This window comes from Patiriisocius marinus (assembly GCF_008974325.1).
Classification (GTDB): Bacteria; Bacteroidota; Bacteroidia; order Flavobacteriales; family Flavobacteriaceae; genus Patiriisocius; species Patiriisocius marinus.
In genome coordinates, this window is the sequence record NZ_BKCG01000002.1 from 423128 (window position 1) to 436010 (window position 12883).

Here is a 12883-nt window from a genome sequence, read left to right on the forward strand (position 1 = left end):
AGTTTATAGCTACTAAATATAGTGTTTTTGACTTATCTTTATAGTCTAAACCCAATTTATGAGCATTACAGTTCCAAAAAGCACATTCGATTTCTTAAATAATTTAGCGAAAAATAATCATAAGGATTGGATGGATGAACATAGAAAAACCTATCAATCTAGCGAGAAAGCACTTAAAAGCGTTTATGCTGAAATTTTAAGAGGATTAAATGAGAAAGATGAAATTGCAAAACAGAAAATTTTCAGAATTAATAGAGATATCCGTTTTAGTAAAGATAAAACGCCCTATAATGTTCATAGAAGTGTAAGTTGGAGTAGAGCAGGAGCTCATCGTCGCGGAGGGTATTATTTACGTATTGAACCTGGTAAATGTGCATTGGCTGGAGGTTTTTTCAGTCCTGAGCCAGCAGATTTACTTCGTATTAGAAAAGAATTTGAAATGGACGCTAGTGAAATTAGAGAAATTTTAAATCAAAATGAATTTAAAATGACTTTTGGTAATTTTAATCAGCATTACGCTGTTAAAACTGCGCCTAAGGGATTTAATAAAGAAGATGCTAATATTGATTTAATACGTTTGAAATCGTTTTTTGTTGAGCACCCATTAAAGGATAGTGAAGTGTTAGGGCCTAATTTTGTAGATACCGTTTTAAAACATTTTAGAACGCTACGACCATTTTTTGATTATATGAGTGATGTATTAACAACCGATTTAAACGGAGTATCAACTATAGATTAACTATTGATACGAAACCCAAACTTTATTAAATAAAAAAGCTGCCCCAATCGAGGGCAGCTTTTCATTTCACTTAAAAATAATTAACTCTTAGTTTAACTTAAAAGTTACTCTTCTTACTAATTGGCGAGCTTCAGCAGAATTTTTATTCACGCTTGCGTCTTCACCATTTCCTGTGTGTGATAATCTGTTTGCATCAACACCTGAAGCAACTAAAATATCGTAAACTTTCTTAGCTCTCTTAGAAGATAAGCTACTGTTGTAAGATGCATTTCCAATTTCGTCAGCATAACCAACTAATTGAGCAGTAGCACCTGGGTTCTCAGCCATATAAACTTTCAAGTAGTTGATAGCTTCAAGGCTATATGTTTGAGGAGTTGTACTGTTAAACTTGAAGTAAACGTTAACGTATCCTTTGTCAAGTAATTCTCTTACTGTGTTACCACCTGTTACAGTTGTAGAACCAGCGTTAGGGTTGTATTCGTTACGCATTAAAAAACGCTCATCTAAAGAAGATTCGATTTCGTCAGGAATACCGTTTTTGTTTTTGTCAATTGCAATACCTTTAGTATCAACAGCAACACCACTCATTGTGTTTTGTTCTCTGTCTAAGTAATCTGCAACACCATCTTGATCAGTATCGATAAGATCAGTTTCAACTTTAGCTAAACGAGCTTCAAGTTCTTCGATTTCAGATAATAAAGCATTGTCTTCAACGAACCAGTCAGCGTGTTGTGCATTTTTACCTAAGTAAATATTGAAACCAGCAGAGAAGTTGTATAATGAACCATCAAAACCTCTATTTGCATTGTTGTCAGCAATTTGAGAATTTCCATCCCAAGTTGTGTAAGAACGTACATTTCCAACTAAAGAAGCATCTACGAAAAATGTAAAACGGTTTGATAATTTAACTTGAGGTGTAATACCTACCATTACATTTAAAATTTGATCTAAATCACCATCACGATCTGTATTAACATCTAATAAAGAGTAACCAGCACCACCGTGTAATAATAAACCAATTGAGTTTGACCAATCGTGGAATTCTAAAATGTTCCCTAAATTTACAACACCTTCTAATGTAGATCTGTAATATCTAGATTCGAAAGCTAAACCTCCATCAGCGTTTTCAATATCATTGAATCCAAAAGAAGCTTTAAGACCAAATTTTTCATTAAGCATGTAACGAACACCTAAGTTTACTTGGTACGTATCTGGAGATGGAGAGTAGTATCCTTCAGTAAAAGTTCTAGAAACCTTATGAACACCTCCACCTAATTCGATAGACCACTTGTTATAGGTAGTCTCATTCTCTTGTGCAAATAATGCCGTTGTAGAAATTGCTACAGCAAGCAATAGTAGTATTTTTTTCATGTTTTTGTTTTATTAAAAAAATTGAGTGCAAAAGTAAGCTCTTAGAACTTATAAAAAAAGCAATTACAAAATTTAAAATTACATTAACATTTTTAGTTTTTCATTAATATTTTATTTTAAAAAAACAGGTTTTAAGTTATTGGTATTCAATGAATTAAAAATCATACGATTAATTTATTTTCAAACTCAAGCATATTGTTTTTTAGCCTTTCTTTAACAATATTCATCATCCGTTTATTCAACGCAGATGAGTTTTCGACGTAATGCGCATATTCATCGATGGAAAATTGACCTATAAACATACCTTTTAAGGCATTTCTAAACTTGATATCTTTTTGGACTGCAGTATCGATATATTCTAATCTTTTATCGATGGTTAAATTGTAAAAAACATTTTTATGTTTTCGAATGTAGTTTTTAAAAACGGCTACCAATAAGTCATTTTGCATTTTTGCTATAGGACGTATAGTTTTATTCTGAAATGTTTCTTCAATAGACATACCATCTGTAAAACGAACATTAGGTAAAATAGGTCTAATTGCTAGTAAAGCTTCATCGCGCGATTCCATAAAATTTGGGTTTTAATAAAGATACAAGAAGTCTAAATACGGTATGTTAACTAGAGTTTAAGTTATAAACACTACTATCAACAGCCTTTAAAAGGTTAAACTGTTCTTAATCTAAATACTTGTTAGAAGCATCTTTAGTAATTTTAAAATAAAAACATGAGCACAGTCAACTCAATCAATCCTTATACTCATAAAGAAATTGAATCTTTTAAAAAACACACAAAGCAGGATATAGCCGAAATATTACAAAAGGCAGACCACCGCTTTTATTTGTGGAGAGAGACTGCTTTTAGCAAACGAAAAGAATTAATGCTCGCTGCTGCAAAAGAGCTTCTTGAAAACAAGCAAGAATATGCTGAAACAATGTCCTTAGAAATTGGCAAGCCTATTTCACAAGCAATTGCAGAAGTTGAAAAATGCGCTTGGGTTTGCGAATACTACGCTAACAATGCTGAAAAACATATGGCAGATGTGACCATTGAAACTGATGCCCAAAAAAGCTACACGAAGTTTGAACCACTAGGAGTCGTGCTTGCAGTAATGCCGTGGAATTATCCATTTTGGCAAGTATTTAGGTTTGCAGCTCCTGCTTTAATGGCAGGTAATATAGGAGTGCTAAAACACGCATCAAATGTTTTTGGGAGTGCTTTAAATATTGAGAAAGTATTTAAAAGAGCAGGTTTTCCTAAATATTGCTTTACAACTTTACTAGTTTCTAGTGATGGAGTAGAACAAATAATAGAAAACCCTGTAGTAAAAGCAGTAACATTAACGGGTAGCGGTCCTGCAGGAAGTGCCGTTGCACAAACTGCTGGTAAACACATTAAGAAAACTGTTTTAGAATTAGGAGGTAATAACGCTTTAGTTGTTTTAGCAGATTGTGATATTGATGCAACTGTTGATATCTGTGTACAGGCACGTTTTCAGAATACGGGACAAAGTTGTATTGCTGGAAAACGTATGTTAATTGATGAGAAAATTTCAGAAGAATTTATTGAAAAATTACTTGTAAAAGTTAGAGAGTTAAAAAGTGGTGACCCAATGGATAAGGAGACTTATATAGGGACTATGGCAAGAGAAGACCTTGCTGCAGAACTTGAACAACAAGTTAATGATACTGTTAAAGCAGGAGGGAAGTTACTTATGGGTGGTAAACGGCAAGGAGCTTATTTTGAACCAACAATTGTAAGTGAGGTAACTCCAAAAATGGTGATGTTTAATCAAGAAACTTTTGGTCCAGCGCTTTCTATTACAACTTTTAAAACCGTAGATGAAGCAATTGAATTATCGAATAATTCAAGGTTTGGTTTAGGAGTATCTGTTTTTACAACTGATATTAAAAATGCTGAAAAATTAGTTTATCGATTTGATGAAGGTGCTGTTTTTATTAACTCATTAGTTAAAAGTGATCCACGATTACCTTTTGGTGGAGTTAAAGAAAGTGGATACGGAAGAGAGCTTAGCAGCCACGGAATTCAAGAATTTGTAAATAGAAAAACGGTGTATATAAATTAATATATTTAGTTTAGATACCAAAGAACTGAAATGGTAAGTGTTAATATGAACACAAAAAGAATAATGTTTATTAAAGTGTTTTTTCTTTTTTTAGACTCTAAGTTAGCCTTAAATTGAGCAAATTCTTCGTTATTCATTTTTGGAAAATTGAAATTGGGTTTTTTGTTTCTTGTGGTTAAGCCAGCTTTGCTTAATGAGGTTTTTTCCTTGGTGTCAATACGATCCTTACGTCGTTGTAAAGTAGCCTTAAAATGACTTAATGAGCCGTGCATAAAATTGTTTGAAGATTAAAATTGAAACATAAGAATATATAGTAATTCCACATTGTGATGAAATGGATTAAACATCTAAGATTTCGATTAACAATTTAATAAAAAAAAGCCTTCTATCATCGTGACAGAAGGCTTTTTAAATATATACTATTTCAGAATTAAGACAATGCTAATTAGTCTTTAGTAAGAAATTCTGCTTTGGTTTTCATTTCGATTGCACCAAGATTATTTTTCTCAAGTACCTTCATAAATTTCTTTCCTTCTTTGTCTTTAATTTTTTCATAACGAACTTTCTCTTTTGAGAAGTCTTCTTGAATTAGTTCATAGTTTTTTCTTACTGAACCAGAAACTCTATCATAGTTAGTTGCTACTTTGCTGTAAACATCTCCCATACGCTCACGTAATTCAGGATCTGCTGCAGCAACGTAATTGTCACCTGTTGTAATTACAAGGTCTGTACGTAAAGCTTCAAGAGTATCCCAAAGGTTTTGAGCTTCGGCTTTTCCAGCACCGTTTGCGTCAATTACTTCTTTCGCCTTGGTTTGCATTTCGCCTATTTCATAAACCATATACGCTAAATCTTCTACCATATTAAAAAGCTCTTGTGTTAAGGCTTCTTGTTCTTTACGCTCTTTTACAGTTGTAATAGAACTAGCATCGTATTTAGTTTCAATTACTTTTTCGTAGCTATTTTTGCCTTTTTTTAGCACTACTTTGTATTGTCCTTCAGGAACACGTGGTGATGTAAATCCACCATTATTAAAGGTTTTAGCAGCTGCCATTACTGGATTTCGTGTGTTGAAAGCCCAGTTTACAACATTGATACCTTTTGATTTCCCTGCATCAAGTTTTGTCATAACGTTTCCGTCCATATCTTGAACTTCAAGCGTCATTTTACCAAATGTGTGGCGTTTCTTCAAGTAATAAACAATACGTCCTGCGGTAGATTTGTTTTGACCTACAAACTGTGTTTCGGCACCAAAACTTCCTGCAAAACCGCTATCTTCAACCATAACAAATGGTTTAGAATCGAAAAAGTGAACATCCTCAGCAAGTACTTGTTGGTTTAACTCTCTTAGTGGGCTAATGTCATCAATAATAATAACACCACGACCGTGCGTTCCCATTACAATATCATTAGTTTGCTTTTGCATTTCAATAAAATGAACTGCAACAGGAGGCATATTGTTTGTAAAATGCGACCAGTTTTTACCACCGTTAATAGTAACGTATAATCCCATTTCGGTACCAAGAAATAATAAATCTTCGTTTACATAATCTTCTTGAATGTTACGGACAAAGGCATTTTCTTGAATATCTGGTGTAATAATAGATTTCCAAGTTTTACCGTAATCTGTAGTTTTCATAGCATATGGTTTCATATCGCCAGATGTGTGACCTTCAAAAACGGCATAGGCTGTTCCTTTTCCGTGTACACTAGCTTCAATGTGATACACCCAAGTATTTGCTGGGATTCCAGTTAAATTCTTCGTTACATTATCCCATGACTTACCACCATTTTTGGTTACTTGAACATTTCCGTCGTCAGTACCTACCCAGATAATTTTTTCATCTAAAGGAGATTCTGCAATAGTAAAAATAGTTGTGTGATTTTCAGCCCCACTGTTATCAACCGAAAGCCCTCCAGAACTAGATTGGTCTTGTTTATTTTTATCATTTGTAGTTAAATCTGGAGATATAATTTTCCAAGTATCACCCATATCTTCACTTACGTGAACAAACTGGCTCGCCATATAAAAACGATCTGGTTGGTGCTCACTAACTGCCATAGGTGCATTCCAATTAAAACGTAACTCAGCATCTCCCTTTTCAGGTAACGGCTGGATAGTTTTAGTACGGTTGCGATCTACATCGTAACGCCATACATTTTCAGCCCCTTGCATTTCAGAATACACAATATTTTTAGTTGGATGTTTCAATACTCTAAAACCATCACCGTACCCAACGCTATTCCAGTCGCGCGCATTTACGCCACCAGGAGAAGAAGAAGGTCCGTACCAAGATCCATTGTCTTGTAATCCACCATAAACATTATAAGGTTCAGCATTATCAACGCTAATGTGATAAAACTGAGAGATAGGAAGGTTTTCTACAATTTCGAACGTAGTACCACCATTCCAAGAACGATACACACCACCATCAGTACCACTATAAATTACATCGCTATCGTTTATATGAAATGCTAAATCGTGAATATCACTATGCATATTTCCAAGGCTTTTAAAGGTTTTACCACCATCACGGCTAATGGAACCATTAAGTCCACCTTTTAAAACGATATCTGGATTTTTAGGATCGATTACAATTCTAGAAAAATAGAATGGACGTACTACTAAGCCAAAATCGTTATTTAAGTGTTCCCAAGATGCACCGGCATTTGTAGATTTCCACAAACCGTTTTTCTTAGGATCTTCCGTTTCTAAAACCGAATATAAAATAGTACTATCACTAGGTGCTACTGCAATGGCAATACGGCCTAATTTTCCAGCAGGAAAACCAGTTTGAATTTTAGCCCACGTTGCTCCACCGTTAGTAGATTTATACAACCCACTATTTAATCCACCAGAGCTAAAGCCCCATCCAGAACGTCTAAACTGCCACATAGAAGCGTATAAAACGTTAGGGTTGTTAGGATCCATAATAACATCACTAGCACCTGTAGAAGGCCCTACGTATAATATTTTTTTCCAAGTTTCACCACCATCAGTAGTTTTGTAAACGCCACGGTCTTCATTATCGCCCCAAAGTTCGCCAAGAACTCCTACATAAATTTCTTTGTTATTTTTTGGATTTATTTCTATTGAAGTAATACGTTCACTGTTTTCAAAACCAGGAACCTCTTTAAAGTTATTACCACCATCAGTAGATTTAAATAAACCATCACCAATAGAAACCGAATTACGCGTCCACGTTTCTCCAGTACCTACCCAAATGTTTTGATCTGGATTAGTAGGGTCTAAACTTACAACACCTATAGATTGAACGTGTTCGTCAAAAATAGGGGCGTAGGTAGCTCCACCATCGCTAGATTTCCATACACCACCACCAGCAGTACCAGCGTACATAATACGTGAATTTGTAGGGTGAACTTCAAGGTCATTAATACGACCACTCATTAAAGCAGGACCAATGTGGCGTGCTTTCATATCTCCAAAGAGCTGCTTGCCTTTTAATTGAATTTCTTCTTGTGCAATTCCACTAAAAGGAAGTGTAAAAGCAATGAGAAGTGCTGAATAAAGCGCTTTTTTCATAATTAGTGTTTTTGGTTTTAGTATGATTGTTAGTAGTAGATTAGCAGTATTTGTTACACTTAAATATAGATTAAATATATAAAGTTAGATTCTATTCTAAATTTAACAAAAAAAAAGGCTACCCGTTAAGGTAGCCTTTAAATAATATACAGGGGATGTATTATTTTTTATCTGCAGCAGCTTCACCTGGAAAAGCAAATAATTTCATATCTAATTCTGGGTTTAATACAATTTCTTTCATTGTAATTCCTTGTCCAGACATAGTCATAGAAAAAGGAAAGTATAAACCATCAACTTCTTGGTAATCGCTAAACATTTGAGAAGCCATTTGTCCTTTCATTGGTCCTGAAGGAATAGCAGACTCACTCATAATAGGCACATAGTTCTCCGTATCGAAATAGAAGTATGAGATTGTAGGCTCTTCAACACCATCTACCATAATAGGCTTTTGTGTTAATTGAATTTTAAAAGTCTCTACGCCTTCTTTAGTTTCTTTTCCTAAAAATTCAACAGCATATCCTTTTTCCTTGTAGTTAAGGAATGGAGTAGGGAAGTTCCCTAAGTTAGCTTTCATGTTTGCAGTAGTTTCTGCGTCACTCTTTTCAGGTAACATAGTCATAAAGTTAGTTGTCCACATTGTTTCACCATCAAAGGCAACTTGTGTCATTGTTTGACCTTGAAGATCAATAGAAACTAATGTTTTACCATCTTTCATATTGTAAATGTCAACAGGAATAGTCATTCCTTGTGCATTTGCAGATCCAGACATTTTAACTCCTGTTAGTGCATTCCAAGCTTCAGCACCACCAGTATTTTCAATGTAGTTATTAATAATTTCATCTGCCGTTTGAGCAGTCATAGGCGCAATTGCCAGTACTAAAAGAGCAACAAAAAGTGTTTTTACAGTTTTCATATTAAAGGTTTTGTGTTTAAGTTCTTTTTACGTTTCGTAAATGTAAGACTATCTTACGTTAAATTCGTTACAGATTAAAATGGTTTTTTTATTTCAATCTAACTTTTTGCTTTAATTCAAAAGCGATGCCAAAGTTATAAATATAACGAATCTAGTTAAATTTCACTTCGGAAATGTGCCACAAATAGTCCCTTGTTCTACCATTATAAGATGCTTACTTAATCGTTTTCTAGCAACTTATTTAGTGTTTTAACTATTTGTTGGGATTACGGTTTTCCGTAAAAAAATACTAATTTATTATATTATATTTACAGGATAACCATGACGACTTTCCATTGTTATCCTGTTTATTTTACGGGATAACCATGACAAAGTTAATTATATAACGAGTTGTGGTGCATTGAAAAAAAACATTGAGAAACAAATTGAACTTTAAGAAATGATTGGAGTAGCTATCTTTTTCATAATTCTCGGAATTATCATAAAATACGGAAAAATGTACTTTCTGATTGCAGGATACAATACTATGCCGAAAGAAGAACGTGCAAAATTTGACGCTGACGGAATTGCAACAGTTTTTCGAAACGCAATGTTCGGAATGGCTTTGATAATGATAATCGGATATTTTTTAGCTAATTGGCTTGATAACCCAAATATTGAAAACGGAACTTTTTTCGGAGCTATATTAATTGGTATTCCATATTTGTTGATTAAATCAAACTCGGATAAATTTAAAATTGATAATGAGAAAACGAATTGAGAAATCACAATTTTGTTTTTGAATGTAGACTGCAAAAATATATGTTCATATTACAAATAGTATATTGGAAATAGTGTAATACGGATAAGCAGAACGCAGAACAACGCACCACAACAACGCATATAAAAAATAGCGCAAGTCGGTGCTTAAACAAAGGCTTGGGCACTTTTTCGAGGTCGCCAAATTTTTAAATTTGGCTTATTGAGAAAAGAAAGAATAATAAGTAAAATTTAAAAATTCGGCTTGTGTTCATCCGAAAAGAAACTGCATTTTTTCCGCACTACTTTTCATATGCAAAACCGTTAGCTTTAATTGCGGAAAAAACCAAAATTGGAGATATAAAGAAAAAGAGGTCTTTTTTAATTACCTTAAACCTTAAAGTAATAAAAATTATAAATTTAAATAAATGGAAAATGAAAACTTTGACCTTAACGAGGTCTTAAAAAAATTCAAGAAAGATTTGGAAAGTTTCAAAAACGCAAAAATTAAATGCGGAATTATTGGTAGAAGTGGTACTGGAAAGTCATCTTTAATTAATGCAATTGCTGGAGAGGAAGTTGCTGAAGTTGGAGAAATTGAAACTACAATGAATGTTAATGAACCAATTGAACACGGAGGTTTATTATTTTATGACTTACCTGGTTGTTCAACATCTAACTTTCCTAAAGAAAATTATATAAACGAATTTAACATTCAAGAATTTGATTGTGTAATTTTGGTAACAGCCGATAGATTTTACGAAGATGATTTGTATTTAATACAAGAATTAATTAGAATTAAAAAACCTGTTTATGCTGTAAGAACTAAAATAGATTTTTCTGTAGATAGAGGATTAAAAAGAGGAATTTCTGAAAAAGAAACTTATGATAAAATATATAACAATCTTACTGAAAATTTAAAGGGTTATAGAGTTAAAGGAATTTACCTAACTTCTTCTGACTTTCCAAGTGAATATGATTTAAGTAAATTATTAGAAGATATTTATTCAAGTCTTAATAACTTTAAAAAAGAAAGGTTTATTGCAGACATTAATATAACAAGCAAAAACATACTTTTAGATAAAAGAAAAATTGCAGATAAAATTGTTTCTCGTTATTCAGCATTAGCAGCTGGAAATGGTTTAAATCCAATTCCCGGTCTTGACATTGGTGTTGATATTACTTTAATGATAAAATTATCAAAAGAAATTCAGAGTATTTATGGACTGAACAAGGAACAGCAAGAATACAATTTACAGCTTTTAGATAAAAAAAGCGCGAAATTAATTGCAACTAAAGTTCTTCAATACACAGCCAGATTTGGCGGAAAAGAAGCAATTATGATTTTATTGAAAAAAGCAAGTACAACATTAGCTGCAAAAACAGCATCAAAATGGATTCCATTTGTTGGACCAATAATTGCAGCAGGAATAGGATTTAAAATGACATCTTGGATTGGAAATGATATGATTGAAGAAGCAGAATTAATTGCACAAGAAACATTTAATTCATTTAAGAAAACGGAAAACAACTAAAGCTAACACCGTATATAATTTATTGCTAATTTATTGCCTACTTACGAAAGTCCTCGCGGACTTTCTTAGGTGGTAATTATTTACTAAATTAGGTACTTAAAACACGCAACAAACCATATACAACAACGTTGTAAGCAAGCTGAACACCCAACCAACATTGAACATAACACCATATATATTTCAACCCGAAAAAAGTATTGAAGTTTACAAAAAAACTTCTGAATACTTATTGGAAAATCCTAACATAAAAGAAAAGATAGAAGAATTAGGATGGTTTTATCACATAATTGGAATGACAATTCCTCAAAACTGGGACAATTTTTGGTCTGGACACATATTTCCATTTTCGGAATCTTGGGAAGAACTTCAAATCTCATTTAATTTAGTTTGTTTCGGACTTTACAAACAAGCTTTTGTCTCATTACGAAGTGCACTCGAATTAGGAATGTTATCTGTCTATTACAATATCAATGATGAGGGACATAAAATAGTACAAGATTGGCTTTCATCAAAAGATTCTAATGATGCAAATACACCAAGAGCGGGTACTATTTGGAAAGTACTATTATCAAATGATAATATTCAGAAATTTAACGAAGAGCATAATTTAAAAAAGAGATTTGAGGAACTCGGATTTTTACATAATTACGTTCATACTAAAGGTAATAAGTACTCAAACAAACTTGGGCGATTAAAAAGTAATTCTCAAACTTTTGAGCCAGACTTAATCGATTCTTGGCTGAATACTTATGAAAAAATTGCTTCAATAGTTTGTTCTCTTCATTTACTAAAATACCCAATAGCAGTAGTGAAATATGACTATTCAAGAAAATTCGGAATCGACATTCCAAGCTTTGGTGGATTAGAAACATTTAACATCGAGAAAATCGGGAAGATTCTTCCTAAACACTATTTAGAGAGTATCGAAAAAATTGCTGAAACCGATATTTCAACACAAGAAACTATTAAAGAAATAAAGTCTTTTCCAGACAAAACAGAGGAAGAAGTTGAGGAACAAGTTCTGTTTATTGAGAAATTGACTATCGAAGGCTGTGGATTTAAAAAGTGGCTTGAACAACAAAATGATTTACTTAAACTATTCAATGAAAAAGAATTTAGCGAAGTAATGATAAATCGAATAGAAGTTCTAAAAAAATGGTCTATTGACAATGATTATTACGACAAAACTAAACTTGACAAATACAAGAAAAAAAAGGAGTCTGAATGAAAAGCCAGCTTACAACACCGTATATAATTTATTGCTGGCTTCTCGCCTACTTACGAAAGTCCTCGCGGACTTTCTATTCGGTTTTTATTTGTTAACTTAGTTGTTTAACCACGCAACAAACCATATACAAACACGTTACCTGCAATAAAAATTACTCAGCTATGTATATTTCCGAAGGTCTTTCTATTTCTTTGCTTTTACCGCCATCATAAATAAGTTCTTTTACATTGTCCGTGTTTGGGGTTTTATCACATTTTACTGCATAGTGTATTTGACATCCTGCTACTACCATTCCTTTTTCTTCACTACCTACAAAAGCATACCAATTAGAGCTATTTCTATTTGTTTTAACACCTAGTAAAGTATCTTCTAGTATTTTGACATCACCCCAAACACTACGGTATTTTAATCCGTTAGGTGCATAAAACCAATTGTCTGTTGTTATTAAATATTTTCCTTGCATAATTCCGTAATTTTAAAAGCAGGTAACAATGTGTATAATCTATTGCTATTTACTGCTTCGTTAATGTTTATTTTATTTTTATTAATTCTGTTTTTAATCTGATAGTTTTCGCTTACTTATACGCAACATATCATACACTCGTCCGTTGTGGTAAATAAAAAAAACAACGGTTAAGAAATGGGTTGACCTCCCAAATAGTCAAATGTGAAAGATGCTAAGACTTTAAAAAGTATACGAGTTGACCGAAAATCAAAAGAGTAGGAAATTT

11 protein-coding genes are annotated in these 12883 nt (G+C 33.0%); 5 read left to right on the top strand and 6 right to left on the bottom strand.

Features of this window, described 5'->3' with window-relative positions; translation table 11 throughout:
- Nucleotides 1-58: 58 nt before the first annotated feature.
- A complete protein-coding gene (locus GBH57_RS06925; RefSeq protein ID WP_151673412.1) occupies nt 59-739 on the top strand; it encodes a DUF2461 domain-containing protein in 681 nt (226 codons plus the stop codon).
- A gap of 87 nt (nt 740-826) precedes the next feature.
- On the opposite strand, the gene GBH57_RS06930 is transcribed toward GBH57_RS06925, so the two are convergent.
- Nucleotides 827-2110 carry an OmpA family protein gene (locus GBH57_RS06930; RefSeq protein ID WP_151673414.1) on the bottom strand — a complete coding sequence of 428 codons (1284 nt, stop codon included), beginning with the start codon at nt 2108-2110 and terminating at the stop codon, nt 827-829.
- 161 nt (nt 2111-2271) lie between these two features.
- Nucleotides 2272-2679, bottom strand: coding sequence for a glyoxalase (locus GBH57_RS06935; RefSeq protein WP_151673416.1), 408 nt, complete (start codon nt 2677-2679; stop codon nt 2272-2274).
- Nucleotides 2680-2835: 156 nt separating this feature from the next.
- Between GBH57_RS06935 and GBH57_RS06940 the strand changes: the two genes are divergently transcribed.
- Nucleotides 2836-4194: an NAD-dependent succinate-semialdehyde dehydrogenase gene (locus GBH57_RS06940; protein ID WP_151673418.1), complete on the top strand. Its 1359-nt coding sequence runs from the start codon at nt 2836-2838 to the stop codon at nt 4192-4194.
- Nucleotides 4195-4199: 5 nt separating this feature from the next.
- Here the strand turns inward: GBH57_RS06940 and GBH57_RS06945 are convergent, their stop codons facing one another.
- The 3 genes from GBH57_RS06945 to GBH57_RS06955 all read right to left on the bottom strand — a co-directional run bounded on the left by GBH57_RS06945 (nt 4200) and on the right by GBH57_RS06955 (nt 8651).
- A complete protein-coding gene (locus tag GBH57_RS06945; RefSeq protein WP_151673420.1) occupies nt 4200-4466 on the bottom strand; it encodes a hypothetical protein in 267 nt (88 codons plus the stop codon).
- 173 nt (nt 4467-4639) lie between these two features.
- Nucleotides 4640-7738 carry a WD40/YVTN/BNR-like repeat-containing protein gene (locus GBH57_RS06950; protein WP_151673422.1) on the bottom strand — a complete coding sequence of 1033 codons (3099 nt, stop codon included), beginning with the start codon at nt 7736-7738 and terminating at the stop codon, nt 4640-4642.
- A gap of 160 nt (nt 7739-7898) precedes the next feature.
- Entirely contained in the window at nt 7899-8651 is a 753-nt protein-coding gene (locus GBH57_RS06955; RefSeq protein WP_151673424.1) for an outer membrane lipoprotein-sorting protein, read from the bottom strand.
- A gap of 439 nt (nt 8652-9090) precedes the next feature.
- On the opposite strand from GBH57_RS06955, the gene GBH57_RS06960 reads away from it, so the two are divergent.
- The 3 genes from GBH57_RS06960 (at nt 9091) to GBH57_RS06970 (ending at nt 12152) form a co-directional block, all read left to right on the top strand.
- Nucleotides 9091-9411: a DUF3784 domain-containing protein gene (locus GBH57_RS06960; protein WP_151673425.1), complete on the top strand. Its 321-nt coding sequence runs from the start codon at nt 9091-9093 to the stop codon at nt 9409-9411.
- 406 nt (nt 9412-9817) lie between these two features.
- The gene (locus tag GBH57_RS06965) at nt 9818-10924 is read left to right on the top strand and encodes a GTPase (protein WP_151673427.1); all 1107 of its coding nucleotides are present in this window, start codon (nt 9818-9820) and stop codon (nt 10922-10924) included.
- A 157-nt stretch (nt 10925-11081) separates the two neighbouring features.
- Nucleotides 11082-12152, top strand: a complete 1071-nt coding sequence (locus tag GBH57_RS06970; RefSeq protein ID WP_151673429.1) for a hypothetical protein — start codon at nt 11082-11084, stop codon at nt 12150-12152.
- Between the two features lie 151 nt (nt 12153-12303).
- Here the strand turns inward: GBH57_RS06970 and GBH57_RS06975 are convergent, their stop codons facing one another.
- A complete protein-coding gene (locus GBH57_RS06975) occupies nt 12304-12615 on the bottom strand; it encodes a hypothetical protein (RefSeq protein ID WP_151673431.1) in 312 nt (103 codons plus the stop codon).
- Between the last annotated feature and the right edge of the window lie 268 nt (nt 12616-12883).

Excerpts from the sequence above, each read along its gene's own strand:
- GBH57_RS06955 (WP_151673424.1), bottom strand. The coding sequence starts at position 8,651 with ATGAAAACTGTAAAAACACTTTTTGTTGCTCTTTTAGTACTGGCAATT.
- GBH57_RS06945 (WP_151673420.1), bottom strand. The coding sequence starts at position 4,466 with ATGCACGGCTCATTAAGTCATTTTAAGGCTACTTTACAACGACGTAAG.
- GBH57_RS06960 (WP_151673425.1), top strand. The coding sequence starts at position 9,091 with ATGATTGGAGTAGCTATCTTTTTCATAATTCTCGGAATTATCATAAAA.
- GBH57_RS06925 (WP_151673412.1), top strand. The coding sequence starts at position 59 with ATGAGCATTACAGTTCCAAAAAGCACATTCGATTTCTTAAATAATTTA.
- GBH57_RS06965 (WP_151673427.1), top strand. The coding sequence starts at position 9,818 with ATGGAAAATGAAAACTTTGACCTTAACGAGGTCTTAAAAAAATTCAAG.
- GBH57_RS06950 (WP_151673422.1), bottom strand. The coding sequence starts at position 7,738 with ATGAAAAAAGCGCTTTATTCAGCACTTCTCATTGCTTTTACACTTCCT.
- GBH57_RS06930 (WP_151673414.1), bottom strand. The coding sequence starts at position 2,110 with ATGAAAAAAATACTACTATTGCTTGCTGTAGCAATTTCTACAACGGCA.
- GBH57_RS06940 (WP_151673418.1), top strand. The coding sequence starts at position 2,836 with ATGAGCACAGTCAACTCAATCAATCCTTATACTCATAAAGAAATTGAA.
- GBH57_RS06975 (WP_151673431.1), bottom strand. The coding sequence starts at position 12,615 with ATGCAAGGAAAATATTTAATAACAACAGACAATTGGTTTTATGCACCT.
- GBH57_RS06935 (WP_151673416.1), bottom strand. The coding sequence starts at position 2,679 with ATGGAATCGCGCGATGAAGCTTTACTAGCAATTAGACCTATTTTACCT.